This is a genomic window from Phyllobacterium zundukense, assembly GCF_025452195.1.
In the GTDB taxonomy this organism is placed as follows: domain Bacteria; phylum Pseudomonadota; class Alphaproteobacteria; order Rhizobiales; family Rhizobiaceae; genus Phyllobacterium; species Phyllobacterium zundukense_A.
The window spans coordinates 312,737-339,191 of the sequence record NZ_CP104969.1 but is presented as its reverse complement, the minus strand read 5'-3'; the positions used below and the strand labels follow the sequence as shown (position 1 = coordinate 339,191).

At 56.4% G+C, this 26,455-nt stretch carries 25 protein-coding genes and 1 pseudogene; 19 read left to right on the top strand and 7 right to left on the bottom strand.

What is annotated here, in order from left to right; translation table 11 throughout:
• The first annotated feature begins 74 nt into the window (after positions 1-74).
• The 4 genes from N8E88_RS01570 (at position 75) to fhuB (ending at position 5,880) form a co-directional block, all read left to right on the top strand.
• Positions 75-2,231: a TonB-dependent siderophore receptor gene (locus N8E88_RS01570; protein ID WP_262290421.1), complete on the top strand. Its 2,157-nt coding sequence runs from the start codon at positions 75-77 to the stop codon at positions 2,229-2,231.
• Between the two features lie 10 nt (positions 2,232-2,241).
• Complete coding sequence (locus tag N8E88_RS01565) at positions 2,242-3,021, top strand: ATP-binding cassette domain-containing protein (RefSeq protein ID WP_262290420.1); 780 nt, start codon at positions 2,242-2,244, stop codon at positions 3,019-3,021.
• Between the two features lie 67 nt (positions 3,022-3,088).
• Positions 3,089-3,889: an iron-siderophore ABC transporter substrate-binding protein gene (locus N8E88_RS01560; RefSeq protein WP_262290419.1), complete on the top strand. Its 801-nt coding sequence runs from the start codon at positions 3,089-3,091 to the stop codon at positions 3,887-3,889.
• Positions 3,886-5,880 carry a Fe(3+)-hydroxamate ABC transporter permease FhuB gene (fhuB, locus tag N8E88_RS01555; protein WP_262290418.1) on the top strand — a complete coding sequence of 665 codons (1,995 nt, stop codon included), beginning with the start codon at positions 3,886-3,888 and terminating at the stop codon, positions 5,878-5,880. Before N8E88_RS01560 ends, fhuB begins: the two co-directional genes overlap by 4 nt.
• Here the strand turns inward: fhuB and N8E88_RS01550 are convergent.
• Positions 5,867-6,385: a sigma-70 family RNA polymerase sigma factor gene (locus N8E88_RS01550; protein WP_262290417.1), complete on the bottom strand. Its 519-nt coding sequence runs from the start codon at positions 6,383-6,385 to the stop codon at positions 5,867-5,869. The two genes, fhuB and N8E88_RS01550, sit on opposite strands and share 14 nt — an antisense overlap.
• Before the next feature lie 284 nt (positions 6,386-6,669).
• Between N8E88_RS01550 and N8E88_RS01545 the strand changes: the two are divergent.
• The 6 genes and pseudogenes from N8E88_RS01545 (at position 6,670) to N8E88_RS01525 (ending at position 12,210) form a co-directional block, all read left to right on the top strand.
• Positions 6,670-7,234: pseudogene (locus N8E88_RS01545) on the top strand (methylated-DNA--[protein]-cysteine S-methyltransferase).
• A 377-nt stretch (positions 7,235-7,611) separates the two neighbouring features.
• Entirely contained in the window at positions 7,612-8,118 is a 507-nt protein-coding gene (locus tag N8E88_RS01540) for a Csu type fimbrial protein (RefSeq protein WP_262290416.1), read from the top strand.
• 21 nt (positions 8,119-8,139) lie between these two features.
• Entirely contained in the window at positions 8,140-8,859 is a 720-nt protein-coding gene (locus N8E88_RS01535; RefSeq protein ID WP_262290415.1) for a fimbrial biogenesis chaperone, read from the top strand.
• Positions 8,860-9,010: 151 nt separating this feature from the next.
• Complete coding sequence (locus tag N8E88_RS31445; RefSeq protein ID WP_315975183.1) at positions 9,011-10,387, top strand: fimbria/pilus outer membrane usher protein; 1,377 nt, start codon at positions 9,011-9,013, stop codon at positions 10,385-10,387.
• Between the two features lie 3 nt (positions 10,388-10,390).
• Complete coding sequence (locus N8E88_RS31440) at positions 10,391-11,263, top strand: fimbria/pilus outer membrane usher protein (RefSeq protein WP_315975182.1); 873 nt, start codon at positions 10,391-10,393, stop codon at positions 11,261-11,263.
• The gene (locus N8E88_RS01525; protein ID WP_262290414.1) at positions 11,260-12,210 is read left to right on the top strand and encodes a Csu type fimbrial protein; all 951 of its coding nucleotides are present in this window, start codon (positions 11,260-11,262) and stop codon (positions 12,208-12,210) included. Before N8E88_RS31440 ends, N8E88_RS01525 begins: the two co-directional genes overlap by 4 nt.
• Before the next feature lie 38 nt (positions 12,211-12,248).
• On the opposite strand, the gene fae is transcribed toward N8E88_RS01525, so the two are convergent.
• A complete protein-coding gene (gene fae / locus N8E88_RS01520) occupies positions 12,249-12,788 on the bottom strand; it encodes a formaldehyde-activating enzyme (RefSeq protein WP_262290413.1) in 540 nt (179 codons plus the stop codon).
• 387 nt (positions 12,789-13,175) lie between these two features.
• Here fae and N8E88_RS01515 point away from each other — a divergent pair, with 387 nt between their 5' ends.
• Both N8E88_RS01515 and N8E88_RS01510 read left to right on the top strand, forming a co-directional pair.
• On the top strand, positions 13,176-13,829 hold the full coding sequence (locus N8E88_RS01515) for a TerC family protein (RefSeq protein ID WP_262290412.1): 654 nt from the start codon (positions 13,176-13,178) through the stop codon (positions 13,827-13,829).
• A gap of 117 nt (positions 13,830-13,946) precedes the next feature.
• On the top strand, positions 13,947-14,894 hold the full coding sequence (locus N8E88_RS01510) for a DUF930 domain-containing protein (protein WP_262290411.1): 948 nt from the start codon (positions 13,947-13,949) through the stop codon (positions 14,892-14,894).
• 33 nt (positions 14,895-14,927) lie between these two features.
• Here N8E88_RS01510 and N8E88_RS01505 read toward each other — a convergent pair whose 3' ends face one another.
• The 3 genes from N8E88_RS01505 to N8E88_RS01495 all read right to left on the bottom strand — a co-directional run bounded on the left by N8E88_RS01505 (position 14,928) and on the right by N8E88_RS01495 (position 17,876).
• Positions 14,928-15,572 (bottom strand): adenylate/guanylate cyclase domain-containing protein, encoded by a 645-nt coding sequence (locus N8E88_RS01505; RefSeq protein WP_262290410.1) that lies wholly within the window; start codon positions 15,570-15,572, stop codon positions 14,928-14,930.
• 145 nt (positions 15,573-15,717) lie between these two features.
• Entirely contained in the window at positions 15,718-17,160 is a 1,443-nt protein-coding gene (locus N8E88_RS01500) for a HAMP domain-containing sensor histidine kinase (protein WP_262290409.1), read from the bottom strand.
• Positions 17,157-17,876, bottom strand: coding sequence for a response regulator (locus tag N8E88_RS01495; protein ID WP_112531118.1), 720 nt, complete (start codon positions 17,874-17,876; stop codon positions 17,157-17,159). The genes N8E88_RS01500 and N8E88_RS01495 overlap by 4 nt, the downstream gene beginning before the upstream one ends.
• Before the next feature lie 280 nt (positions 17,877-18,156).
• On the opposite strand from N8E88_RS01495, the gene N8E88_RS01490 reads away from it, so the two are divergent.
• The 5 genes from N8E88_RS01490 (at position 18,157) to N8E88_RS01470 (ending at position 22,640) form a co-directional block, all read left to right on the top strand.
• Positions 18,157-18,312: a hypothetical protein gene (locus N8E88_RS01490; protein WP_262290408.1), complete on the top strand. Its 156-nt coding sequence runs from the start codon at positions 18,157-18,159 to the stop codon at positions 18,310-18,312.
• A 100-nt stretch (positions 18,313-18,412) separates the two neighbouring features.
• Positions 18,413-19,081 carry a 2Fe-2S iron-sulfur cluster-binding protein gene (locus N8E88_RS01485; protein ID WP_262290407.1) on the top strand — a complete coding sequence of 223 codons (669 nt, stop codon included), beginning with the start codon at positions 18,413-18,415 and terminating at the stop codon, positions 19,079-19,081.
• 3 nt (positions 19,082-19,084) lie between these two features.
• Entirely contained in the window at positions 19,085-20,071 is a 987-nt protein-coding gene (locus N8E88_RS01480) for an FAD binding domain-containing protein (RefSeq protein ID WP_262290406.1), read from the top strand.
• A gap of 8 nt (positions 20,072-20,079) precedes the next feature.
• Entirely contained in the window at positions 20,080-22,368 is a 2,289-nt protein-coding gene (locus tag N8E88_RS01475; RefSeq protein ID WP_262290405.1) for a molybdopterin cofactor-binding domain-containing protein, read from the top strand.
• Between the two features lie 2 nt (positions 22,369-22,370).
• On the top strand, positions 22,371-22,640 hold the full coding sequence (locus N8E88_RS01470) for a hypothetical protein (protein WP_262290404.1): 270 nt from the start codon (positions 22,371-22,373) through the stop codon (positions 22,638-22,640).
• 27 nt (positions 22,641-22,667) lie between these two features.
• Here N8E88_RS01470 and N8E88_RS01465 read toward each other — a convergent pair whose 3' ends face one another.
• Both N8E88_RS01465 and N8E88_RS01460 read right to left on the bottom strand, forming a co-directional pair.
• Positions 22,668-24,110 (bottom strand): endo-1,3-1,4-beta-glycanase EglC, encoded by a 1,443-nt coding sequence (locus tag N8E88_RS01465; RefSeq protein WP_262290403.1) that lies wholly within the window; start codon positions 24,108-24,110, stop codon positions 22,668-22,670.
• Between the two features lie 382 nt (positions 24,111-24,492).
• Positions 24,493-24,741 carry a hypothetical protein gene (locus tag N8E88_RS01460; RefSeq protein WP_262290402.1) on the bottom strand — a complete coding sequence of 83 codons (249 nt, stop codon included), beginning with the start codon at positions 24,739-24,741 and terminating at the stop codon, positions 24,493-24,495.
• A 154-nt stretch (positions 24,742-24,895) separates the two neighbouring features.
• On the opposite strand from N8E88_RS01460, the gene N8E88_RS01455 reads away from it, so the two are divergent.
• On the top strand, positions 24,896-25,513 hold the full coding sequence (locus N8E88_RS01455; protein ID WP_262290401.1) for a TetR/AcrR family transcriptional regulator: 618 nt from the start codon (positions 24,896-24,898) through the stop codon (positions 25,511-25,513).
• A gap of 135 nt (positions 25,514-25,648) precedes the next feature.
• Positions 25,649-26,413, top strand: coding sequence for a dienelactone hydrolase family protein (locus N8E88_RS01450; protein ID WP_262290400.1), 765 nt, complete (start codon positions 25,649-25,651; stop codon positions 26,411-26,413).
• Positions 26,414-26,455: the final 42 nt, after the last annotated feature.

Below are 26,455 nucleotides of genomic sequence, written 5' to 3'. Positions count from 1 at the left end.
AGTGCAGAACTCATGTAATTTATCAAGCAGAGTCAAGCTTTTACAAGGGGTGTGTCATGCGGGGATGCAGGGCAGTGATTTGGACCGAAGTCAGTTCATCAAGGCGGCAGCGCCATGCCCGATTGCTGGTGACGACGTCGATTGCCGGGTTGATGATGGCAAATATCGCGGTTGCCCAGGAAGCGCCCTCAATCCAGCTGAACACTATCGTCATCGATGGCGATACCAGCCCTGTTGGTCCGGACAAAGGCTATATCGCCAAGAATACGATGACAGGTGCCAAGACTGACACGCCGATCCGTGAAATCCCCCAATCCATTTCTGTTGTTACCCGCGAGCAGATGGATGACCGGTTTTCAGAGCAAATCGAGGATACGATTGCCTACACTTCCGGCGTCACGGCCTCACCCTGGGGCGTTGATGATCGCTTCGATCAATTCCTGATCCGTGGCTTTGACATTGGCCCCTACGCCGTCTATCGCGACGGCCTGCCGCAAAAGGCCATCGACTTCTCCGGTTTCAAAGCCGAGCCATACGGCCTGGAGAGGGTGGAAGTGCTCAAGGGACCGGCTTCCGTCCTCTATGGCTCGAACGAGGTGGGCGGCATCGTCAACCTCGTGACCAAGCGGCCGACCCAGGACCCGCTTTACAGCGCATATGCCAGCTACGGATCCTTCAACACCTATGAGACGGGGATTGATCTGGGCGGTCCGCTCGACAAGGAAGGCGTGTGGACCTATCGCCTGACAGGTCTTTTCCGCGATGGGCAGACCCAAACGGATTTTTCCAAAAACAACCGGGTGTTCATTGCACCCGCTATCACCTGGTCACCCAGCGCCGACACGTCGCTGACGATCCTTGCCAATTACCAGTGGGATGAACTGACGCCCAATACGTTCCTGCCGATCCCCAATTCAACCTTTCCGAACATTCCAAAATTCTCGCGCAGCTTCACTACATCCGATCCGAATTTCGACCGGTTCGATGCAGATCATGGCTCCATCGGCTACGAGTTCGAGCACAGTTTCAATGATGAGTGGAAGGTCTGGCAGAATGTCCGCTACTCGCGGCAAAATACGGATTACAGGCACCTCTATTATTCGAGCATGATCGACGACGCCACGATGGGCCGCACGGCCTTCACGGTTGACGAAACGGCGACGCTGTTCAGCATCGATAATGGTGTTCAGTATGATTATGAAGGAAAACGCATCAAGAACACGTTGCTGATGGGCCTGTCATACGACCGCCAGACAGTTGATGGTCAGAACGGCTTCGATACCGGGCCGAGCCTCGATATCAATGACCCCGTCTATGGCATCGATGTTCCTTCTCCGCCAATTTATGTCGATCGCCGCCAGACCGTCGATCAGATCGGACTTTACGCTCAAACCCAGACCAAATTCGACGATCGCTGGTTGCTTACTCTGGGAGGGCGCCAGTCCTGGGTGGAAGACAAGACCCATAATCGCATGCCTGATGAACCATCCACCAAGCAATCCGATAACGCGTTTTCGGGGAAGGTGGGTCTTGGGTATTTGTTCGATAACGGCCTGACGCCTTACATCAGCTATTCCGAATCCTTCACACCAACTATCGGTCAAGGCTTCTCCGGTCAGGCATTTTCGCCTTCCGAGGGTCAGCAGTACGAGGCGGGCGTGAAGTATGAGCCGGACTATTTCCCGGGAACGGTCACCGGCTCGGTTTTCGAGATCACCAAGTCAAACGTGCTGACGCCGGACCCCGATAATCTAGGATTCGACGTTCAGACGGGCGAGGTGCGCCATCGCGGCTTCGAGCTCGAGACCGTCGTGAACCTCTTCCACGGCGTCAGCCTGACAGGCAGCTACACCTATCTTGATGCGGAAATCACATCGAGCAACGTCGATGGTGAACTTGGCAATCGGCCGGCGCTCGTGCCGGAACATCAGGCGTCGCTCTGGGCGAAATACACCTTCGAAACCGGTGTTCTTGAAGGCCTGAATGTCGGTTCCGGTGTCCGCTACGTCGGCAGTTCATTTGGCGATAACGCCAATCAGATCGAGGTCGGCTCCTATACCCTGGTGGATGCAGCCATCAGCTATGAGAAAAACGGCTGGAAGGGATCGCTCAAGGCCAACAATGTGTTCGACAAAGAGTATTACTCGACCTGCGCCGGTGACAGTAGCAATACCAGTTGTATCTATGGCGAAGGGCGGGCCATCAAAGCGACGCTTTCGGCCAAGTTCTAGCGAGTATGTGATGAACGGATACGCCTTTTCGTTGAATGGTATCGGATACGACGTTGATGGACGGACACTGCTCCATCCATTGACGCTGGACATTCCGCAGGGCGAGGTGGTCGGTATCCTTGGCCACAACGGGTCCGGAAAATCCACGCTGCTGAAGATATTGGCGCGTTTTCAGTCGCCAACGCACGGCCGCGTCGAATGTCTGGGGCAGGCGCTGGGCTCGTTCCGGTCCAAGGAATATGCCAGGAAGGTCGCCTATCTGCCGCAACAAACCCCCGACACCGACGGCATGACCGTAAAGGAAGTCGTTGCTCTCGGCCGCTATCCCTGGCACGGCGCGCTTGGACGTTTCTCCAGCAACGACAGGGCCAAGGTTGGCGAAGCACTGGAGCTGACTTCCATGACAGCGATGGCTGATCGCATTGTCGATACGCTGTCCGGCGGCGAACGCCAACGTGCCTTCCTGGCGATGCTGGTTGCCCAGGACACCGAGTGTCTGCTTCTTGACGAGCCGATCTCGGCGCTCGACATCAATCATCAGATCGAAGTTATGCGCCTCATCCAGATGCTGGCACACGACCATGGTCGGTCCGTGCTCATCGTTCTGCATGACATCAACATGGCAGCGCGCTATTGCGACCGGCTGATTGCACTTTCCGGCGGCAAGCTCGTGGCTCACGACGAGACCGAAACGCTGATTACTGCGGACAGGCTCGATGCGATCTATGGCGTGCGCATGGGAATATTCCGGCATCCGGAAACGCAAGCACCCATCAGTTACGTCCTCTAAGCCGATGTCCCCGATACGCAGACGCGACTTTCTGTTTGGTGCGGCGGCAACGCTTGGTTGTTGGCCGATGAGCGCTCCGGTGGCAAGTTCCGCCCCGAGAATTGTTTCGCTCGACTATGGTCTTGCACAGACATTGATTGAGCTCGGTGTGCCGCCAATTGGACTGGTGGACACGACGGGATGGGCGAACTGGACTGTGGAACCGGCTTTGCCGCCAGACGTGGCCAATCTCGGCTCCTCCCATGAAATCAACATGGAGCTGTTACAGCTGTTGAGACCCGATCTGATCGTGTCGACGCCGTATCTTGAATGGGTCAGGCCACAGCTGGAGCAGATCGCGCCGGTCAAATCGTTCCCGATACACGCACTCGGGTCATCACCGTTTCCCCATATCATTGACGCGACGCGGGAACTCGGCCGCGTGCTCGGCCGCACGGCCGAAGCGGAAGCGCTGATCGATCGCTCGGAGATGGAATTGCGTGCAGCACGGGCGGCGACCAGCCATCTCGGCAAGGTCGCAGTGATTACCTTCATCGACGAACGCAATATCCGGATATATGGACCCGGCGGCATTTTTCAGGATGTGTTCGACCGTCTTGGGCTGGAAAATGCCTGGACGCGGCCAACCAACGAATGGGGATTTGGCGATATAGGTATGGCCGATCTGTTTGATATTGGCGACGCGCGTCTCTTTTACATGGATCCGGTTCCACCGGATGTGCTGGCAAACTTGCCGGGTAGTCCGCTCTGGCAGAGTATGCCATTTGTTCAGTCAGGGCATGTCCAGCGCATGGCAAGCGTGCTGATGTTTGGCACACTGCCTGCGGCAACCCGTTTTGCCCGATTGCTCGTCGAAGGCAGCGCATGAAACATATTGCTGCCCGTCCATGGTTAGCCACCGGCTTGTTGTGGTGTATCGCCGCCGCCATCGCTGCGTTCAACCTCGGTCCTTTGATCGGCGGCGCCGGAGTACGTGCTGTCTTTTCGCTGCCGTCAGCCGGTGACAGCCAGGCAGTCCTGCTGCATTACAGCGTATTGCCGCGGCTTGCGATGTCTTGTGTCGGCGGCTTCGCCCTTGGACTATCGGGCATGCTCTTCCAGCATGTGCTGCGCAACCCGCTCGCTTCACCTTCAACCTTGGGCGTAGAGGCAGGAGCGCAGCTCGCACTCGGTATCGCAATGCTTTGGTTTCCGGCACTTCTCGGCTGGAGCCGCGACACGGCAACGGCTTTCGGTGGCTTCGCCGCGATGGCCGTCGTCTTTGCCGTCGCATGGCGATTCAAATTCCAGCCGATTGCCGTCATCCTGACAGGCCTGGTTATGGGCCTCTACTGTACGGCAATCGTTACGCTGCTGACGCTGATGAACGACCACTATCTGTCAGGTCTATTCGTCTGGGGTGGCGGATCGTTGAACCAGAACGACTGGCGCTCGGTTGCCGGACTTCTCCCGAAAGTCGTCGGCTTTACCGTACTTGCGCTGCTGCTTGTCCGGCAGTTGAGTGTCCTGACGCTTGGTGAGGCAGCGAAAGGACTTGGAATCAAACTGCAATTTGTCCGGGCTGCTGCGTTGTTTGTCGCCGTGGCCCTGACGACGTTCACGGTCAGCGCAGTGGGTGTGATCGGCTTTCTCGGCCTCGCTGCGCCCGCGATCGCGAGGGCTATTGGCGCCCGGCGGATCAATACAAGGCTCATTGTTGCTCCGCTCATCGGCGCTGCCTTGTTGATCATCGTTGATCAGATCATGCAAATTTATACCGCAAAAACAGGAAGCTATGTTCCGACCGGTGCGGCGACTGCGCTGATCGGAGTGCCGGTACTTCTGTTCGTGATGTTGAAGCGTGGCGGTTCGCTGCAAACGGCGATTCACAGTGGATCGTCCCCCGCCGCAAGCAGCCGGCCCCTGATACTGATAGCGACGCTTGCCGGTCTCGTTCTGGCCGTCGCAATGGTCGCGATATTTGTCGGCAGGGGCGTCGACGGATCGTGGATAAGCAGTACCGGCGCGACACTGAAATCCCTGTTGCCATGGCGGCTTCCTCGACTCGTGGCCGCAACTTCCGCGGGTATCATGCTGGCGCTTGCCGGCAGTCTGTTGCAGCGTCTGACCGGCAACGCCATGGCAAGTCCGGAGGTTCTGGGCGTCAGTGCCGGAACAGCGTTCGGATTGCTTTGTATCCTGTTCGTTGTATCAGAACCGACCATCACCCATCGACTTATCGGCGGCTTTTTGGGTGCCGGGACAGTTCTCGCTATCCTCTTCGCGATGAGCCGCGCGGCGCACTCCGGGAACCAGTTTCTGATGTTTGGCGTATCGCTGGGAGCATTTCTGACCGCATTGATCTCCGTCGTCCTCGCCTCAGGTGACCCGCGAGCCCTGTCACTGATCAGCTGGATGGCGGGCTCGACCTACGGGGTGAGCAGTGCCATGTCATTGATCATCTCGGCATTGGCAATCGTCGGCATCATCACGGTTATGCTCCTCGTTCGACCGCTGCAGCAATTCGCTTTGGGTGATCTGTCGGCACATTCACACGGCGTTGATGTGAAGAAGCTGCAGATACTTATCCTTGCCGTAGCCGCGCTGCTGACAGCCATGGCCACTCTGATAGTGGGTCCGTTGAGCTTCGTCGGGCTGATGGCTCCGCATCTGGCGCAGCGGCTTGGGCTGACGCGCGGCTTGCCACATCTGATGGGTTCGGCACTATGCGGAGCGCTGCTCATGGCAACAGCCGACTTCATCGGTCGTACCGCCTATTTCCCGTGGCAGTTGCCGACAGGGCTTGTCGCTACGCTGCTGGGCGGACCGGTGTTTGCGCTGCTGCTTATCCGCGGCCGCCGCTTGTCTAAGCTGCACTAAGGGTTTGCTGGCACGCGCGGTGCCCATCTCTGATCATGAAATTGACGAGGGTTCTGGATACCCCCAGTTCTTCCGCGATATCCTTCTGCGGAATACCGTCTACACGATGGCGGACAAATGCGTCCTGGGTGCGTTTCGGCAGATTGTTCAATGAGTTCAGCACTTCCCACAAGGTTTCTGTGGTCACCAGACAGTCGAGCGCGCTGACGCTCGGGGCAGGGATTGATTCCATACCGTCGACGGGTGTCATGTTGAGCTTTTCATAGGACCGCCTGCGGGCCTCGTCCAAGGCCAGATTGTAGACCATGCGGCAAGCATAGCCAACCGGGCAGCGAATGCAGCTTGGCCGCATGGTACATGCCTTGAGAACAGCATCATGAAATATATCTTCCGATTGCGTGCGAGAATGCAGTACGCTTTCAGCAATTTTCATGAGCTTTGGCTTATATTGTATCAATACATCAACAAGAGCATTGCCATCGTAAAGATTTATTTCTTTTCTCATTTGGATATCTTCTTGATAGATGATTGTAATGAGGTATAAAACGGCTTTTATTCGGGCATTTTTATTTAAAATGCCCGAGTAAAATTGCCAGCGAGGTTGCGGAGATAGCTATAAAATAATATGATAAAACGAGTCAAGTTATTAAGCCAAAATAATTAGATGCTGCTCCCGCGCATCTTTTTGACGACCTCGAACAACCGAGCGGTTGCATGAAGCAGGAATCGGGTTGAATTCACGAGCCGATTGCACGATTTTTATGGCAGTTGAAATGTGAGGGCCGTGCGATGGGCCAGACAGTGCATCATTATCTTATTTTCGAAACCGCGGGTGGCTTCTGCGGTATCGCCTGGAGCGATATCGGGATCACACGTTTTCAGTTACCGACCAAAAGTGCCGACGCGACAGAACGGTTGCTGCTTCGCAGGCTACCTGACGCTGAACCCGGCCAACCCTCCGAGCAAGTGCTTCAAGCGGTGGCTGCGGCAAAGCGCTATTTCGAGGGTGAAGAGATCGATTTTTTCGGCTTTAAACTTGATTTGGGCGAGCAGGACGGATTTTTCGAGCAGATATATGCTGCGGCACGGCAGTTGGGTTGGGGCCATACGACGACCTACGGGGCATTGGCCAAGCAACTTGGTGCAGGACCGGAAGCCGCGCGTGATGTTGGCCAAGCCATGGCCAGGAACCCGGTGCCGTTGATTATTCCCTGCCATCGGGTACTGGCAGCCGGGGGCAAAGTCGGTGGTTTCTCTGCACCTGGGGGCTCCGTCGCCAAGGCGCGCATGCTCGAGCTGGAGGGCGTCCATTTCGAGATCACCGCAACCGGCGCAGAAATCGTTTGGGTTCTAAGGCGAGCAGTCAGGCCCGCCTGGGTGCCTACCGTGGACAAATACGTGACCTGCGCGAACATTCGTTCCAAAGTACAACCAAAAGTATTAAAATTACGCAAAATATTGAGCCAGCAATGTTGACCCATTACACTGGTTTTTTAATATACTAGTTTGATACAAAATAGTATCGGATAGAGCGTCGCGTTGAATTTTTGCATAGAAACATGACTAAGTCGTTGAAAAGACAAGAATATTATCGACAATGGAAAGCTGGCGCTTGCATAAGTAACTTGAAAAGGTTACGACTTTAGAATCATAATAGGGGGCCATAATACTGATTCGTTTGTAGTGAACTGGAGGCGGTTGCTATCGGCGCCGACACCTGGAGGAGGATAAATGAATTTTGGCATTTTGGTACGAGGTTTGGTTACCGCAGGTTTTGCCGTTTTAACCTGCCTCACAAGTCCCGCCTTGGCAGCGACAGCAACGGGGAGTTTTGCTGTCAGGATCACGATAACGACCGAGTGCAAGCTGGTATCTGCCTCCGATCTGGATTTTGGATCACATGGTGTCATTGATGCCAATCTCGACTCGACCAGCACCATCAGCGTGCAGTGCACGACCGGTACCCCCTATAATGTGGGTATCGGGCTGGGTACAGGAAGCGGAGCTTCGCTTACCGCCCGCTTGATGACCGGACCAGGCGCCGCCACCGTCAGCTACAATCTCTACCGCGATGTCAACCATACGAATGTCTGGGGGACTACGGTGTTGACGGACACGGTATCGGGCACGGGAAATGGGGCCGTGCAGCCGATTACGGTGTTTGGGCGCGTTCCGCCCCAATCCACGCCCGGTGCGGGGGCCTATAGCGACACAGTTGCAGTAACCGTTACTTACTGATCCTCTTTCAAGGAGAACCGAATGCGGACCATGCTATATAGCATCGGCGCGATGAGCCTCTTCATGCTCTTTTCCGGTGTGGCCCAGAGTGCTTCCTTACGTGTTTCGCCGACCAATCTCGAGATGATCGCGCCAGGCAGTGCCGGTGTTCTCACGTTGACGAACGAGGCCAAGCGGCCGATCAATGTGCAGATCCGTGTGTTCCGCTGGACGCAGATAAATGGCGTGGAACAGCTTGAGCCGACGAACGACGTCATCGTCAGTCCTCCGTCCACGACCCTGCCCAGCGCCAAAGAGTATGCCGTTCGTGTCGTGCGGGTTACGAAAAAGCCGGTTGCAGGTGAGGAAGGCTACCGCGTCATCGTTGACGAACTACCCGATCCATCGCGCAAACGAGCAGGCACTGTCGCGCTTGTCGTTCGCTATTCGATCCCCGTCTTCTTCAAGGATGAGGACGCCTCGCCGCCGAAGGTGGCTTGGGGACTCGTGAAATCGAAGGGCGCGCTGATGCTGAGAGCGCGCAACACAGGCGATACAAGGTTGAGGCTTGCCGACGTGCAACTAAGTCAAGGTGGCCGCGTGCTCGGCAATCGCAAGGGACTGGTCGGCTATGTTCTTGGCGAATCGAGCATGGAGTGGCCTATCGCTTCGGGCAAATCGGTTTCCTCCGGGTCGGCCGACCTGAAAGCGCAAAGCGATTTCGGACCGCTCAATGCCGATGTTTCTATCAGCGGCCGGTAGAGCGCTGGCGATTTTCTGCACGGGCCTCTGCACGCTCTCATCTGGTCGAGCCCAGAACCAAGGTCCACCGATACCTGATCAGAACATATCTCAGAGCGTTGAGGCAGGAGATCTTTATCTGGAGGTTTTTATCAATGATACCTCGACTGAAATGATTGGCGCTTTCAGACAACTTGCCGATGGCGGTCTGTCGGCCACGCCGCAGGAATTGCATGAAGTCGGGTTGAAGGCCAACACCAAGGTTCGCGGGCCCAACGGCTCCGTAAGGCTCGAGGATGTCCCTGGTCTCGACTACCGGATAGATGCCGCCACGCAACGGCTCTACGTCACAATTGATGACAGCGCTCGTGCGGCGAAGGTCATTGACATAAGTCCCAAGGTAACAACGGACGACAAGGCGCAAAAACCCCAGTCGAGTTACGGCGCCGTGCTAAATTATTCGCTTTTCGCGGGTAGCAATGACCTTATGGATGGCAATGTCAAACCATTCCAGGGAATCTCCGGCGGGTTCGATGCGCGGTTCTTCAGCCCCTATGGAACGCTGAATCAATCCTTTACGGCAAACATGTCGGATGGCGAGCTCGAGGGAGTGAAAAGGCTAAATACCACGTGGAGTTACTCCGATGCCGAACGGCTGATCACCTACCGCGCCGGAGATTTCATCTCGGGAGGCCTGCCGTGGACACGGCCGGTCTTTCTGGGCGGCATGCAGGTGCAGCGCAATTTTTCCCTGCGTCCAGATCTCGTAACGTTGCCCGTGCCCATTCTTTCGGGCACTGCGGCGGTGCCCTCGACGCTTGAGGTCTATACGCAGAATGTCAGGACCTATAGCGGGGCAGTGCCTTCCGGACCATTCGAGGTGACAAACTTTCCAGTTTTTTCCGGACAGGGCGAGGCGCAGATTGTCCTGCGGGATACATTGGGGCGCGAGACGCGAACGACGCTGCCATTTTATTCGTCGAGCCTGTTGCTGCAAAAAGGGCTGATCGATTTTTCTGCGGATCTCGGCTTTCCGCGCCGAAACTACGGTACCGAGTCCAACGACTATGACGGTGCTCCGATGGGCGTCGCCACCTTCCGTTATGGTCTCACCAATTGGCTGACCCTGGAAGGGCATTTCGAAGGCGGGGTGGATCTACTCAACGGCGGCATTGGGGCGGCGTTTCCACTAGGCGCCTATGGAGTAGCCTCGGTCGCTGCCGCTGGAAGTAGTCATGATGGCGACGCCGGCATGATCCTCAACGGGTCTGTGGAAGTCACGCATGGCAACTACACCTTGTTCGCGCGCTTGCAACAGGCTTTTGGTAGCTACGACGACATCGCCTCTGTGTCTGCAGACGATGAACTCGATCCGATTTTTGATCCGAGCGGCGTCAGCGTCTTCAGCCCGCGCGTACCACGGTCGCTGGCGCAGGTCACCCTGTCAACGCCGGGACCATTCGATCGCAGCAATCTGAACTTCTCCTATACGCAGCTCGACCTCGACAAAGGCGATGACAGCAAGATCATCGGGGCATCCTTCAGCTAGTCATTGTTCAAGAGCAGTTCATTCTACGCCACTGCCTTTACAGACTTGGAAGACAGCGAGAGTTTCGGTGTCTTTGCCGGGCTCACCATCCCGTTCGACAATGACATCAATGTTTCGACCGGTTACGAGCAGACCGCCGACGGACCAGCGGGTTTTATCGATGTGGCGAAATCGGAAAGGCAGGAGGAGGGCAGCTATGGATGGCGCCTGAGAACCAGCGAAGGCAGCAACCCGGACCGTTCCGCGTCCGCGAGTTACCGGGCGCGCTATGCAAGGATCGAAGGTAGCGTGCAGCAATTCAACGATACGGTTCGCGCCAATGCGCAGGTTGATGGGGCGATTGCCGTCGCTTCAGGAGGCGTCTTTGCCACCAACCGCATAGACGATGCCTTCGCGGTCGTGGATGTCGGCGCGCCGGATATCGACGTTTCATTCGAGAACCGCCCGGTTGGGCGTACAAACCGGAGCGGACGGATACTGGTGCCAAATCTCAGATCGTATGAGCCGAATATCGTGGCCATCGATCCGAAAAATCTGCCCGTCGACGCAAGCGTCGGCTCGACGCGCAACGTGGTTGTGCCCGCAGATCGCAGCGGCGTCGTTATTAACTTCGACGTGGAAGAAACGACCGCTTCTGCGCTTGTCACGCTTCTTGATGCGAGCGGTAAGGCCCTGGAAGCCGGCCTGCGTGGCCATGTGGAAAGGACAGGCAAAGAATTTGTGATCGGATATGACGGCGAAGCCTATATTTCCGCGCTTGGAGCACAGAACGACATTGTTGTCGACCTTGAGGATGGCAAGAGTTGCCGGGCGCGTTTTCCGTATCAGGCAAAGCAGGGGGTGCAGGTCAAGATCAAGAGTGTGGTTTGCTCGTGAAACGTTTGCTGACCGGTTTTCTGCTGTTCATTTGCCTGCAGATGTTGCCGACACAAATACACGCCCAGTCCTGCACATTCAGTACCTCCAATATGATATTTTCCGGAAGCCCATTATCCGGCGCCGCGATCAACGGGACAACGAGCCTCACGGCAAACTGTTCGGCGGCACTCGGTCTATTTCGCCGCGTCCTGATTTGTCCCAACCTCAATGCAGGCACCGGCGGCGCAACTTCAGCGGCGCGATTGATGACCGGCCCGATAGCGCTCAACTATCAACTCTACCAGGATCCGGCCCGGCAAACCGTCTGGGGATCATGGACGTGGGCGTTTCCCGCCAGACCCCCGCAGTTTTTTGTCGATATACCCGCGCTGCTAGGATCCGGGTCGACAACTGTTACAATGTATGGGCAAATCTTCCCCAATCAGGCAACGGCGCCGGTCGGGAGCTATTCATCGAACTTTTCCGGCGCCCAGACGACGTTCCGTTATCGTTTTGACGACGGGGCAGGATGCGCCAGTCTCTCCGGGGCATCAGGAACCACCAACTTTACCGTCAGCCTGCAAACCGTAAAAGATTGCCTGGTGTCGGCGCAGAATATCGATTTCGGCAATCGCGGCGTATTGAGCGCCAATATCGACCAGAATGGTCAGGTGTCGGTCAACTGTTCACCGAACACACCGTATGTCGTGGCGCTTGGTCCAGGCGGTGCGAATGCTGGACCGACAGCAAGACGCATGACCAAAGGTGCCGAATTCGTCACCTATGGTCTTTACCGGGACGTGGCACGCGCCTTGCCTTGGGGAGATACTTCGGGCACCAATACGCTTGGCGGTACCGGGACTGGTGTGACGCAAAACCTGCCTGTCTATGCACGCATTCCGCCTCAGACTACACCGACGCCCGGCCTCTACAGCGATACAATCGTCGTGACGGTGACCTATTAACAGAACCCGTTCGGGATTTGCCGCATGCGAACAGGCGATCAATAATCGATGATGCCTTCAAGCGCGTAATGTTTGACGGTCTTGCGGTTGGCGATCAATTCTTCGACCGTGGGCCTCCCCGTCATCGCCCGGGAAATTGCGAGCTTCGTCGCTTCGTAGTTGGTGCGGTAAAGGTCCTTGTGGTCGAGATTTTCGTCATCGGCGCAGCGAGGATCGAGCCAGACGGTAATGATCATGCAGAGCTCATCGGCTTGATCGCGGGGAAGAATATCTTCGATGAGACAGTCGACGATCGCATCGCCCATCGCCGCCTGTACGACCCCGCCAAGCAGTTCCGCATATACCATGTTCTTGATTGTGACCTTTGTAGTCATCATCGTGGCCGGCCGTACCGCCTGGTTGAGATCCCGCACCACGAACATACGTGTGTGACCCTTGACCTGCCCCATCATCGACGCAAATGCCTGCCCGACCGGACCCCTGACCGAGCCGATGACAACCTCCGGCATGGCGTCGGTCACCTGACCCTCCGCAGCCAGAACCGTTGCTTCACCCGTACGAAACCAAATATCAGTCATGTGCTTCCCTCTCGATTGCAGGCAGAAGCTATCGGCATCGTCCGTGCCGGTCCAGCGGACGAAAAGTCGCTCATTGCGCCGCGGCAATACTGCGTGTGAGTCGGATCAAACCTCGGCCACATTTCGATTCCGGATATTGCCCCCTTGAGTTCGCGGCGCGATTCGAATAGGAATGAGGCATCAGGCCGGGCCCCTCTGGCAGTTCTTGGAGCTGCGATGTCGGACTGAGTGTTCAACTTGGATGGCCTGGTGTTCCTGGAATACAATCGACCGTAATTTTTCACAGTTCAGTCCGCATTCCAAATGAAAGTGCAGATTGCCGTTGCTTTGTGATTTCGGATATTTCACGGAATTTGGGCGCCCCCAATTATGGAAAACGGGTACCACATGAGCGAACTTCTCAGTGCCAGCGCACTTTCAGCCCTTCTCCAGGTCATCATGATGGATCTGGTCCTGGCTGGCGACAACGCAATCGTCATCGGCCTTGCCGCCGCTGGTCTGCCAAAGGATCAGCGCGCCAAAGCCATTCTTCTCGGTATTATCGCAGCCACGGTGCTTCGTATCATTTTTGCGATCGCCACCACCCAGCTGCTGCAGATCATCGGTCTCTTGCTTGCGGGCGGTATCCTCCTGCTTTGGGTTTGCTGGAAAATGTGGCGGGAGCTTCGCACCAGCCATGCCGAGGAGACCGCGGCCAACGAGGCGCTTTTACGAGGGGATATTGATGGTGACGGGCAAGTTGCCGCGGGTGCTCCGCGCAAGACTTTCGCTCAAGCCGCATGGCAGATCGTCATCGCCGACGTTTCGATGTCGCTCGACAATGTGCTGGCTGTGGCCGGCGCGGCGCGTGACCACATTGAAATCCTTGTCTTTGGCTTGATCCTGTCGATCGCGCTCATGGGTATTGCTGCAAGCTTCATTGCGCGTTTGCTCCAGCGTCACCGCTGGATCGCCTATGTTGGTCTTCTGATCATTCTCTACGTGTCACTGGAGATGATCTATCGCGGAGCCAATGAGGTCTTCGCATACGCCAGCGTCTGATTGATTTGCCGGTGGCGCATTGCGCCGCCGGCATTTCGACTATTGGATTATGGCCCCTTGTTGCCGACCCTCCTAAAGCCTAGGTTTTATAAATGCGGGTCCGGTATCGTCTGAGCAATGCAACACTATAAGAAGCCGTGGAGCGGATGGGGCGCACTGGCGTCTGTTGCCTTGCATCTGTCGGTGGCATTTCTGTTGCTGTTCCGCTTGGCCGAGGCGCTGCCGAAGCCACCGGAAGAGAATATCAAGGTAGAGGTTGTACCGCCCCCGCCTCCCAAGCCGCCAGAGAAGACGCGAGACAAGCCAGCCGAGAGCAAGCCGCAACCGGCGCCGCCGCCATCTCCGCCCGCGGCGGCCCAGGCATTCGAATCCGCTATGGCCAAAACCGACGAGAAGGTGACTGAGCCCCAGCCAACTCCCGAGGAGCAGGATGCGCCTAAAAGCGCCAATTCAACGCTGCAGGATGCATCTCCGGCAAAGCCGGAGACGGAGCCGCCTGCAGAGAAGGCAGCCTCGAGCACCAAGACGGACCTGCCCAAGCTTGATCTTCCCGTGACGGATAGGGGCGATGTACCGCGCAAGGACGAAGCTCCTACGGCGCAACAAGTAGCGGATGCAAAAGCGGCAGCAGCGCAAAGTGAGAAGGCACCTGCACAGAAGAAGCCGGCGGAGCCGAAAAGCAGCAGGCAAAAGCCGCTTAGACTTACCCAAGCGAAGAAACTGTTTTCACCTAATGCCTTGTCGGACCCGAGGGTGAGACAGGCTATAGGGAATCTGCCCCGAGACCGGCGCATCTTGCAATTGTGCGGCAGCGAGGCAATGCAACAGGTTCGCAACCAAAGGCCTGAGGCCGACTTGCTGGCGTATAGCCCGTCCGGTCGAACCATCGCGAGCGGTACATTGAGTTCCCGGGAAGGGGCATTTCGAAACAGGTCCAACTGGTACAATCTGGACTTCAAATGCCAGGTCGATGCGGCGGCGATGGAAGTCGTTTCCTTCAGTTTCGGGATTGGCAACCCGGTACCGCGAAGCGATTGGCCAGCACGTAAACTTCCAGTGGATTAGCTTCCGCGACTTTAGCGTGAGGCGACGTGGACCTCACCTAGAGATGCGGATTGAAAGCAATCCGGCCCGATCGCGAACCTTTGCGGTTATCGCTGAATGAAGGCGATTGGCTCCATTTTCTGCTGATGCGGTTGCGGATGCCAGCCGCACCAATTCGTCGGAGGCGATCAGATCAGTCGAATAGGCTCTCGTCATCTGCTCGAGGCGGCTGGCAGTATTTACCGTATCGCCGAACACGCTCATTCGACTTTCTGACAAACCCGGGATCTGGCCCAGAACGACTGGTCCAGCGTGAATGCCCACACCAATATTCAGATCCGGTCTCAAGGAACTATCTTCGCGGTTCCAGGCCTCCACTGACTCAAGCATAGCAAATCCGCATCGGAGCGCCTTCGAGGATACAAAGGAGGGTGTGCCGCACCACGCCGCCATGACTTCGTCGCCTGTATTCGTGATTACTGTCGCAGAAAATTCTGAGACGACCTGTGTCATTCGCCGATGAAATGCTGAAAGAGTGTGGAATGCCGAGGGTAAATCGACGGCCTGGCAAAAACGTGTGAAGCCTTTGATATCTGCAAAAACCACAGAAGCGAAAACCAGTTTCGCATCGCGGTTGGCACCCATTTCGAAAGCGATCGGATAATTGCTGTGGCTAGCGAGATTTTCGACGCCTAACATTTTGACATCCTCGTTTGTGAACGCGCAAGAGACTTTCATAAGATTTATATTGCGCCCGAGATGTCGCAGAGGTTTGCCGGAAGACACCCGTTTTTGACCCTACCCGCAACGATTGGGTACCTTGCTACATTTCGATACATATATTTCAGGAAATTCGTGGAGCAGCGGGAAGTGCGACAACCACTCTGAATCCGCTACCGCCATTGTGAAGAGCGATTTCCCCCCCGTGGTGGTGAATGATTGCCCGGGCAATCGACAAGCCTAGACCGACCCCGCCGGTTTCCCGGTTGCGGGATTGCTCCAGGCGGAAAAACGGAGCGAATACGTCTTCGAATGCGGTTTCAGGTATGCCTGGTCCATCGTCCTCGATAGTGATGTTGATGCCCTCGTGCCGCTTTTCGACGCTGACGCGCGCCCTTTCGCCGTAGCGGACAGCATTTTCGATTAAGTTGCGGAAGGCACGCCGCAGAGCGTCGGGCCGGCATCGGTAAACGATCTTCTCGCCTTCAAGGAACTTGACGTCTTGACCGAGCTCCGCCATGTCGTCGCAAATGCTCTCGACCAGGGCGGAAATATTCATGGCACGTGTGTTTTCAACCGTGCCTTCCTCGCGCGCAAACGCCAGGGCCGCTTCCGTCATCGTTTGTATCTCGTCTATGGTCGCAAGCATCTTCTGCTGCACGTCCGGTTCCGTGACAAATTCCGCCCTCAGACGGAGTGATGTAAGCGGCGTTCGCATATCATGACCAATGGCGGCCAGCATCCGGGTCCGGTCCTCGACAAAACGATGCAAACGGCCTTGCATACGATTGAATGCTTCAGCAGTCTGGCGGATATCGTCAGGTCCCGCTTCCGGAAGCGGTTGTATACTTTCGCCTCGCCCCAGAGCTTCGGCTGCCATGGCAAGTCGGCGCATCGGACTTGCGATCTGCCTGGCCACGATGACACCGATCAGCGAAAGAATTGCAGCTGTTATAGCAAGGGACGACAGGGTCTGGACATTCCAAATGGAATTTGGAACCGATTTGGCGTAGGCCGTGTTCAGCCAGGTGCCATCGCTCAATTCAACGGTTAGCCCCATTCCGTTTGAATGGCCGAGATAGATGAATTTTGCTGGCTGCGGTATCGTCCAGACATGCGGACCAAGCTTGGTCCATGAATCGGATTGCGCAGCCAGCGCCTGGAAGGGCGAGGGTTCGGGACGCGCGGTTTCTGCGGCGGTTGATGTCGCTGCTCCGGGCATTTTGAACTTCAAGGCTTTTAGATTTGGCATGGGTTTTGACAATTGCGCCCATGCCTCGCGCCGCCACGCGTTTGCGTCCACCGGAGCTTGAGAGGATATCCAGAACCGGCTGTAGCCTGTGCCGCTTGCATCCAGGACATCGTTGCGAAACGTCGTTGGTATGGTTTCGAGCAGCGTCGCAAGGGAAGCCGTTCGGCTGAAAAACTCTGCCTTCGCGGCCGCCTGCAGTGCTTTACCCCGCTCGTCCCACGACACGAAGAAACTGAGTGCCTGGGAAAGCGCGAGCGCGAGCAGCATCAAGCCTATGAATTGTGCGGCAAGACTGCGCTTCCACCACCGTTTCATGCCCGCTCCACCTCTGCGCAAAGACTGTAGCCACCGCCCCAGTGTGTCTTGATAATTGAAGGATTCTTGGGATCGACCTCGACTTTCTTGCGTAACCGGCTGACCTGGTTGTCTATGCTCCGGTCAAATGAATCGGCACTGCGACCGACGGTCAGGTCCATGAGCTGATCGCGGCTGAGCACCATTCCGGGATGTTCGAGAAAGGCCTTTAGTAGCCGAAATTCCGCCGTACTGAGCGGGACGCCGACGCCGTCCCCTCCAAGTAGTTCCCGGCGTCCGACATCCAGGCTCCAGCGCTCGAAACTGATCGTCTTTGCCTTGGGCATTTCGCGCTGTGGCGGCAGGCTGTTGACCCGCCGCAAGACTGCCCTGATCCGCGCGAGCAGCTCACGTGGATTAAAGGGCTTGATGAGATAGTCGTCGGCTCCAAGCTCCAGACCAATAATGCGGTCGGTGTCGTCGGCCATGGCAGTCAGGAAAATAATCGGCAGCTCCGTCGAACGCCGCAACTGCCGGCAAACGGACAAGCCGTCTTCCCCGGGCATCATTATATCAAGAATGATAAGGTCCGGGGCGTTGCGTTCGAGCAGTCGTCTCAGTGCAGACCCGCTTTCAGCCACGCTGATGCGATATCCTTGCTGAGTGAGATATTTGCCAACAAGATCGCGGATATCCCGGTGATCGTCGACGACTGCGATATGGGGTACGGATTCCATCGGGCACATCCCTGACTTTAATGCACACGCGTGAAATATCACTCGAAGTAGTTTTTCGGTATCCGGAAAATTGTATCAAAGTTTGTCAAGTCATATCGGGTCGGCTACCTGGCCGTCGTGTTGATGCTGGTAATTTGTAGCGAAATGTCCCGTCACGCAATCCTGCGATACTTTGCGACAACTCTGCCCTTGGTACGGCACAACTCTGCGACAACCCGCAAATACGCTGTCTGATGTCAATGGGAGAAGTCCCATCAACTCAACAGAAAGCGAGATTGTCATGAACAAATATCTGATCGCTGCCATCGCAACAGTGGGTATTGCGTTCTCAGCTGGAACTGCGCTTGCGTGCCAGAAGCTCAACTCCGCCAATACGCAGACAGAGCAGGCTCCGCAAACGCCATCAAGCTCCGATACGAAGCAGCAGCCGGGCTGATGATTTGGTCCTGAACTCCGATGTCGAGAAGCTCGTGCCGGCGGGCCATGTTTCGCCGGCACGGTTCCCTTGATCGTTGTCATCTCCAGGAGTGCAAGCAATGAATGAAGAGTCTCAAAAAACGGGTCCGACACGCCGAGTCGTTCTGGAATCCGGTGCAGCAGCTGGATTCTTCCTCGCGACGGGATTACCAGCGGCGGGCCAACAAATGCCGACCGCCAGGGACCACGATGACGATGCCGGCACAAGGGTCGTTGACCCGGCGGAATTCACCCTGAACGTCAACTTGCGCAACTATTCTGTTGTCGTCGATCCCCGCACGACCTTGCTCGATGCGTTGCGCAATCATCTTGATCTGACCGGCTCCAAGAAAGGTTGCGATCATGGACAGTGCGGAGCATGCACCGTACTGGTCGACGGCCAACGGATCAATTCCTGTCTCACGCTGGCCGTCATGCATGACGGTGACACGATCACGACCATCGAGGGTCTTGCGAAAGGCGCCGATCTCCATCCCATGCAAGCTGCGTTCATTGAACATGACGGATTTCAGTGCGGTTACTGCACACCCGGCCAGATTTGCTCGGCTGTCGGCATGCTGCAAGAAGCGGCAGCCGGCTGGCCAAGCCATGTCAGCGAAACACTTTCCAGCCCGAGCGTCTCCTTGACCGATGCGGAGATACGCGAGCGCATGAGCGGAAATATCTGTCGTTGTTCCGCATACCCCAATATTGTCGCTGCGATCCGCGACGCGGCCGGAGAGGTTTGAAACATGAAACCTTTCACCTATCAAAGGGCAGGCGAACTCCGCGATGCATTGGCAGGTGCTGCTGGCACACCCAACGCCAAATTCATTAGTGGCGGCACGAATTTGCTCGACCTCATGAAGCTGGAAATCGAACGGCCGGCCCATCTGATCGACATCAACCATTTGCCCTTTAACGCAATTGAAGAAACAGCAGAAGGCGGCCTGCGCATCGGTGCACAAGTGCGCAACAGCACGCTCGCCGCTGATCCACGCATAAGATCTAACTATCCGGTTCTGGCACAGGCACTGCTTGCGGGCGCTTCTGCGCAAATCCGCAACAAAGCGTCGACGGGTGGCAACCTGCTGCAGAGGACGCGTTGTTACTACTTCTATGATCGCAATATGCCTTGCAACAAGCGCAAGCCTGGTTCCGGGTGTGCAGCGCTGCACGGCTTCAACCGTATGCACGCGGTGCTTGGATCAAGCGACGCCTGTATTGCCGTGCATCCGTCGGATATGGCGGTTGCCATGACGGTGCTCGATGCATCTGTGGAGACGATGGACACCGAAGGCGTTACAAGACAAATCCCTATCGGCGATCTACACCGACTGCCCGGAACAACGCCCGATATCGAAACACAGCTCAAGCTTGGGGAAATGATAACGGCGGTTATCCTGCCGCCGGTCCAGCCCGGGCGGCAGCTCTACCGCAAGGTTCGTGACCGGGCATCCTATGCATTTGCACTCGTATCGGTTGCAGCAATTGTCCATGTGGCAGGCGATACGATTGCAGGGGCGCGATTTGCGTTAGGCGGCGTCGCGGCCAAACCATGGCGCGTTCCCGAAGCCGAAGCAATCCTGCTCGGCGAGAAGGTTTCGACCGAAATGTTCGAACGGGCTGCAGACATCGCCTTGGCAAATGCCATTGGTCGTGGCGGCAACGACTTTAAAATCCCCTTGGCAAAGCGGACGATACAACAGGCGCTTGCTGCTGCTTCACAGCGCGGATGAGGAAGATCATGTCCAATTCAACACCAATAGCAGACACCGGAAACTGGATTGGCCAGCCGGTCGATCGTGTCGACGGCGCGCTGAAGGTAACGGGGCAAGCGGTCTACGCTTATGAGCATAGGGCAGATAATCCGGTTGCCTATGGTTACATTCTGGGGGCTGGCATCGCGCGTGGCCGTATCTCTGCGATCGATACGACAAAGGCCGAGGCAATGCCGGGTGTCATCCGTGTGATGACGCATACGAATGCACCGGCACAACCTGTATTTGGTCCGGCTGTCACGCCAGCGGTGCGTGAGGTCTTTACCCGTCCTCGACCCGTCCTCTCGACGGACCGCGTTCGCTACTATGACGAACCAATTGCCCTGGTCGTGGCAGAAACGTTTGAGGCGGCGCGAGGTGCTGCCGGACTTATTGCGATCGACTACGAAGACGAGCGCGGTGCGTATGATCTGAGCAGGCACCTTGCGGATGCCTATGCGCCACAGCGTACCAATGCCGGTTTTCAAACGGACTCGCTTGTAGGCGACTTCGAGGCAGCGTTTGCTGCTAGCGACTTCAAGGTCGATGCAATCTATACGACACCCTACGAGCATCACAATCCGATGGAACCGCATGCCACACTCGCGGCCTGGTCCGGCGATGAAGTGACAATTTACACGAGTGCCCAGACCCTTGCGAATTTCCAGGCTGCTATCGCCAACACGTTGCAAATCCCGCCGGACAAGGTGCATCTCGTCAGTCGCTTCATCGGAGGCGGATTTGGCTCGAAATTGATCGTGCATGCCGATACTATTCTTGCTGCGCTCGCCGCCAGGGAACTTCAACGCCCGGTCAAGATTGCGCTGACGCGGCAACAGATGTTTGCAAATGCGGGTCACCGCGCAAAAATGATCCAGTCGGTCCGGCTGAGCGCCGACCGCGATGGCAAGCTCACCGGTATCGCCCATGATGTCTGTTCGGCGACCTCCCGCTTCGAAGAATACTGCGAACAGACTGCGGTGTTTGCGCGATCCCTCTATGCGGCTCCAAACCGGATCACGAGGCATCGTTTGGTTGGTCTGGACACAAACCGCGGTGAGTGGATGCGGTCGCCAGGCGAAGCGCCAGGCATGCTCGCATTTGAATGTGCCATGGACGAGTTGGCTTATCAGATCGGTATTGATCCGATCGAATTGCGTATCCGCAATGAGCCCGAGGTAGATCCGGAGCGCAACGTTCCGTTTTCCACACGCAACCTTGTCGCCTGTATGCAAGAGGGCGCGCGTCGCTTTGGATGGGAGCAAAGACAGGCGAAGCCGGGTACGGTGCGAGAAGGACGCAAGCTGATCGGCCATGGCATGGCGGCTGCGATCCGGCCCAACTACCTTGGGGCGGCGGCAGCCCGGATAGGCATCGACGGGACCGGCCGGGTGAAAGTTCAGCTCGATATGACCGATATCGGCACGGGCACCTACACCATTCTGGCACAGATCGCAGCCACCAGTCTTGGCCTTCCCCTTTCCGCAATCGAGGTTCAACTCGGCGACAGCCATTTTCCGCGCACCGCGGGATCCGGCGGGTCGTGGGGAGCGGCAAGCGCCGGCTCCGCCGTCCACAATGCCTGCGAAGCGTTGAAGCAAAAAATAGCGAAGGTTTCACAAGAGGTGAGGGGATCGCCGTTTTATGGCTCGAATCCCGATCGAACCGAGTTCACGAACGGAGAAATCAGAATAGGGGATCGTTCGGAAAACCTTGCCAACCTCATGAATCGTGTAGCGCCGCAAGGACTGGATGCCCAAGGCGCGGTAGAGGCAGCCGGTGAGAACTACCGAAACTATTCCCAGCATGCCTATGGTGCACATTTCGTCGAGATAGAAGTCGATATGGATACCGCTGAAATGCGGGTCCGCCGCATGCTCAGTGTTATTGGTGCAGGTCGCATCCTCAATCCCAAAACAGCGCGTTCGCAAATTATCGGCGGCATGGTTTGGGGCATCGGTGCTGCGCTCATGGAAGAGAGCGTTCTTGACCCGAGATACGGTCACTTCGTCAATCACGATCTCGCTGAATACCATGTCCCGGTAAATGCGGATGTTCCTGATCTTGACGTGGTTTTTCTGGAGGAGCCCGATGGCAATACAAATGTCTTCGGAAGCAAGGGAATAGGAGAATTGGGCGTTTGCGGTGCAGGCGCTGCCGTTGCCAACGCGATCTTCAATGCCACCGGAGTGCGCGTTCGCGAGTTTCCGGTCACCCTGGACAAAGTATTGCCCGGGCTGCCGGTTCAGACATCATCCGGAGCAAACAGGAGTTGACCATGCAAGAGACTGATCGTGTTCCTGAATATGTCCACGACCGAATCGAGAAGACGAACGATCTCGGCCACAAGTATATCGTCAGTGTCGCGCTCTGTGCCGTCCTGATTGCAACAATACAAGGAGGTTACGGCAATTCCGGTTTGTTTGCAGAATCCGTGTCAGCTTCACGTCATGCGGCGAGCGAAACACCATTGCAACTAACGGACGCCACCATGTGCAGCACTGAGAACCACAAATGGCATCCGCTGAAGCGCGAAATCGATGCATAAAGCGTAGAGCGGACCAACACGCGCGCCTTAAATATGCCAGTCGGAAGTTTGTGAGGACAGCGCATCGGTGCCCGCGTCAACACCCAGGTCTTCGAGGGAATAGGCCCTGATGTAATCGATTTTCATTTCAGAACCATCCGCCAGACCGTCCGTTGGCGTGCCCGCTATGCCTCCGACGGCGAGGTTGACGAGCATGTACATCGGATCGTGCATGTCTGATGGGGTATCCGCATGCGCGACGGCAACATCATCGAAATACCAGACAATCTCATCTTCCTGCCATAACACGCCGTAGTCGTGAAATCCGTCGGTATCGCCGACCTTCACGGCAGTTGTCTCCGAAGTCTGTTCGCCAGTCTCGTTCGAATGGACGGTGGCGTGGATGGTGTTCGGATCCTGTCCGGTCATTTCCACGACGTCGAGTTCAGGGGGCCAGGAACCGTCTTCTGGAAGCAGCCAGAAGGCAGGCCATGTACCCTGATCGTCCGGCATGTCGGCGCGGATTTCGAAATAGCCGTAGGTCTGGGCAAAGGAGGGATGAGTCGTCAGCATTCCAGACGTATAGTCGTAACCATCGACTTCGGATTTTATCGCCTCCGGCGTCTGTTCCGCGGTGATGGTCAAGACACCATCGTGCACGGAAAATGGATTGACCGAGGCTGTGGGCTGGTAGGAAGGGTTGACATACCATTGAAGCTCGCCGTTGCCTGACAGCGTTCCTCCCTGTTCGGGCGCCCACCAATATTTCGCCTCCCATGTACCGGTATCCCCGTCATGAAGCTGGAGCGAATTGAAATCGTCGGAAAACGTGCGGGTCAAAGTGGAACGATCAAGACTCAGTTCAAACTGGTCCGCCCGGAGTTCGTCCGCGGTTGTGTCGTTAAAAACCAGACTTTCACCTGTTCCAAGAGAAAGCCTGAGATCGTCCCCTTCCTGGGTGAGGCTGTTGCGAACCTGCTCGAAAGAGGTCAGCCCGTAACCATCGAGGCGCACTACATCGTTGGAACCGAAATCGGTGAGCAGATCGCTCCCGTTGCCCTTCGTCACGATGAAGGTATCGGCACCACCGGCGCCGGTCAGAACGTCGTTCCCTTCGCGACCATCGATGGTCTGGCTGCCGGAGCCACCTGTAATTATGTTATCGGCATCGTTGCCAAAGGCGTAACGCCCATCGCCTGTGACTGTCAGGTTTTCAAAATTTTCCCGCAGCGTGGTACTCATCCATGTGTTTACGGTATCAACACCTTGGTCGGCTGCCTCAAACACACGATTGATGCTTGAATAGCGATAGTAAATGTCGTCGCCCATCCCGCCCATCATGGTGACGTTGACGGCGGCGTCTCCCCACAGGGAATCATTGCCATTCGTTCCGTGAAGTTCGGGACCGGATCCAGTTGCGGAAAACCATGCCGTTGAGCTTCCGCTATAGTACAACGGTACACCCACGGCGTTCAGGATAGTTCTGCTCATCGAATTCTCTCCAACTTGCGTATCCGGCCTCCTCATCGGATGCGGACTATCCTCCCACAACGAAACGTAACATTCAGATTTCTAACGGTCCACCGCTTTGCAAGGGAATATTATCCTAAAACACCGTTCCTGTTGTGATGCGAGGTCATCCGTGGTCAGTTTTCGTCGCTAGATGCTGTGGCATGAGCCAGCCGATCAGCTACGGACACACCGCCGCTTGCCATCTCTGACATTCACCGTCCGCAAGCCGCTCGAATGGCGGAACGCCTGCAACTGATCGACGAGAAAACAACCGGCGCCAGTGGATTTTCAGGTGGAGTTTAAAGAAAAACTGCGGCTCTTCCGGGAAGAGCCGCAGTTTTTATCGCGTCTTGATCACTCGTTAGCAGGCGGACCCTTGGCACATTTTACTCGAAAGGTCCGTGCTGCCTTTCAGCGGCTGCGCCGAGACGAAAGCTGGTAGCGGACGGCGCCATTCGCTGGCCGTCTCATGACTGAAATTCTTGGTCGCGACTGTCGTCATAAGGAGCTCGAGCTCTTTTCGGCTGACGCGATCGGCACGCATCACAGCGTTGATCAGCGGGTCCGAAAGGACTTGTGACTGGGTGAGGTCGGAATAAAACTGGGACATATTGGTCTCCTTCTCGATGACCAGTAAAACTGTATTGGATCAAAATTACGGCGTTGGGGGTTACGGGCAGGGTGGCGAACGAGTGAATTGACTTCGGCATTCAATGTGTGTTACCGGTCAGTAACGTCCCAATAGTTACTAAGCGGTAACATCAATGTCAAGTACCCCTTTGGAAGCAATAGCAGATAATTCTGACAAGCTCGTGACCACGCTGGAACGTCCTCGTGAGCGGATCGTGAAGAGCGCCATAGAGCTGTTTCGCCAACACGGGATCAAAGGCGTCGGTGTCGATGCCATTGCCGAGGCTGCCGGCTCCAACAAGATGACGCTCTATCGTCACTTTGGCTGCAAGGACGATCTGGTTTGCGAGTGCCTGAAACAGGTGTCGAGCGAAAAGGAACGTATCTGGACCGATCTGGAGAACGCCTATCCCGGCGACCCGGCAAAGCAATTGCGGGGTTGGGTCGATGAAGCTGCCCAGCGTATCTTCAATGATTTGCGCGGCTGCGATCTCGTCAATGCGGCGGTTGAAATAAAAGAGGCCGGTCACCCCGCCCAAAAAGTCATCATGGACGCTAAAAAAGCGCATGTGCAGCATTTGGTCGAACTTTGCCGAATGGCGGGCGTTCAGCAATACGAACAGCTCGCTCAGGCTCTCGTACTTCTGGTCGAGGGCGCGCGGGTCTGTGGTCAGAGCATCGGTATCGAAGGCCCGCAACAGAGGCTCAAGCAGACCTGCGACGCCTTGATAGATGCATTCTCCAAACACTGATAATATTTCTGAAAACAATTCCTGAATGCCATGCATTCAAGTGATGTGTTTGTGCCCGGCTGTCGATGCTCGGTATTGAGAAGCCGGCGCCTCGCATCATTGCATGCGTCCGAACCGTAACGACAGGACAGATCCATGAAACAGAGCATTGAAATCAAGACGGCCGACGGCACGGCCAAAGCCGCTATCTTTCGCGCTGATCCCTCGGCGGCGGTATCAAAGATAAGCAGTGCCGGGCGCGGTGTGGTGTTCTACATGGATGCGATGGGTCCGAGGCCTGCACTGGATGGCATGGCTCAACGTCTTGCGGATCTCGGCTATGTGGTTCTTCTGCCAGATCTCTTCTATCGGTTCGGAACCTATGGCCCCTCTACCGGAACGGCGTTTTCCGACGAAACTGCCAAAGCACAGATCATGATCATGGTCCGCGGCACAAGCCAGGAAATGACCAGACGCGATACGGCTTCGTTTCTCGATACGCTGGTGGCAGCCGGCGTGACCGGACCCATTGGTACCGTCGGTTATTGCATGGGCGGTGGGCGAGCCGTTACCGCTGCAGGCGCCTTTCCGGAAAGGGTCGCGGCAGCGGCGAGCTTTCATGGTGGCAATCTCGCCAGCGACGCCGAAGACAGCCCGCATCGTTTGGCAGGCGGGATCAAGGGCCGTGTCTATGTGGGCGTGGCAGGAGTTGACGGCAGCTTTCCGCCGGAGCAATCGGCACGTCTCGCCGAAGCGTTGAGAACCGCCGAAGTCGATCACATCATCGAGAATTATGTCGGCATGGCGCATGGCTGGGCGGTGCCGGATCATGGCGTTTACAACGCCGTGGGCGGTGAGAGGCACTGGAAGCGGCTGACGACATTCTTCGATGAGGCCCTGAGCCAAGGTCCCTTGCTCTAGTGTTTGGAAGCGCCCTGATGTCGGGCGCTCCCAATTGTTAAA

Coding starts and splice junctions, on each gene's coding strand:
- N8E88_RS01565 (WP_262290420.1), top strand. CDS start 2,242: ATGAACGGATACGCCTTTTCGTTGAATGGTATCGGATACGACGTTGAT.
- N8E88_RS01560 (WP_262290419.1), top strand. CDS start 3,089: ATGAGCGCTCCGGTGGCAAGTTCCGCCCCGAGAATTGTTTCGCTCGAC.
- fhuB (WP_262290418.1), top strand. CDS start 3,886: ATGAAACATATTGCTGCCCGTCCATGGTTAGCCACCGGCTTGTTGTGG.
- N8E88_RS01550 (WP_262290417.1), bottom strand. CDS start 6,385: ATGAGAAAAGAAATAAATCTTTACGATGGCAATGCTCTTGTTGATGTA.
- N8E88_RS01540 (WP_262290416.1), top strand. CDS start 7,612: ATGAATTTTGGCATTTTGGTACGAGGTTTGGTTACCGCAGGTTTTGCC.
- N8E88_RS01535 (WP_262290415.1), top strand. CDS start 8,140: ATGCGGACCATGCTATATAGCATCGGCGCGATGAGCCTCTTCATGCTC.
- N8E88_RS31445 (WP_315975183.1), top strand. CDS start 9,011: ATGATTGGCGCTTTCAGACAACTTGCCGATGGCGGTCTGTCGGCCACG.
- fae (WP_262290413.1), bottom strand. CDS start 12,788: ATGACTGATATTTGGTTTCGTACGGGTGAAGCAACGGTTCTGGCTGCG.
- N8E88_RS01515 (WP_262290412.1), top strand. CDS start 13,176: ATGAGCGAACTTCTCAGTGCCAGCGCACTTTCAGCCCTTCTCCAGGTC.
- N8E88_RS01510 (WP_262290411.1), top strand. CDS start 13,947: ATGCAACACTATAAGAAGCCGTGGAGCGGATGGGGCGCACTGGCGTCT.
- N8E88_RS01505 (WP_262290410.1), bottom strand. CDS start 15,572: ATGTTAGGCGTCGAAAATCTCGCTAGCCACAGCAATTATCCGATCGCT.
- N8E88_RS01500 (WP_262290409.1), bottom strand. CDS start 17,160: ATGAAACGGTGGTGGAAGCGCAGTCTTGCCGCACAATTCATAGGCTTG.
- N8E88_RS01495 (WP_112531118.1), bottom strand. CDS start 17,876: ATGGAATCCGTACCCCATATCGCAGTCGTCGACGATCACCGGGATATC.
- N8E88_RS01490 (WP_262290408.1), top strand. CDS start 18,157: ATGAACAAATATCTGATCGCTGCCATCGCAACAGTGGGTATTGCGTTC.
- N8E88_RS01485 (WP_262290407.1), top strand. CDS start 18,413: ATGAATGAAGAGTCTCAAAAAACGGGTCCGACACGCCGAGTCGTTCTG.
- N8E88_RS01480 (WP_262290406.1), top strand. CDS start 19,085: ATGAAACCTTTCACCTATCAAAGGGCAGGCGAACTCCGCGATGCATTG.
- N8E88_RS01475 (WP_262290405.1), top strand. CDS start 20,080: ATGTCCAATTCAACACCAATAGCAGACACCGGAAACTGGATTGGCCAG.
- N8E88_RS01470 (WP_262290404.1), top strand. CDS start 22,371: ATGCAAGAGACTGATCGTGTTCCTGAATATGTCCACGACCGAATCGAG.
- N8E88_RS01465 (WP_262290403.1), bottom strand. CDS start 24,110: ATGAGCAGAACTATCCTGAACGCCGTGGGTGTACCGTTGTACTATAGC.
- N8E88_RS01460 (WP_262290402.1), bottom strand. CDS start 24,741: ATGTCCCAGTTTTATTCCGACCTCACCCAGTCACAAGTCCTTTCGGAC.
- N8E88_RS01455 (WP_262290401.1), top strand. CDS start 24,896: ATGTCAAGTACCCCTTTGGAAGCAATAGCAGATAATTCTGACAAGCTC.
- N8E88_RS01450 (WP_262290400.1), top strand. CDS start 25,649: ATGAAACAGAGCATTGAAATCAAGACGGCCGACGGCACGGCCAAAGCC.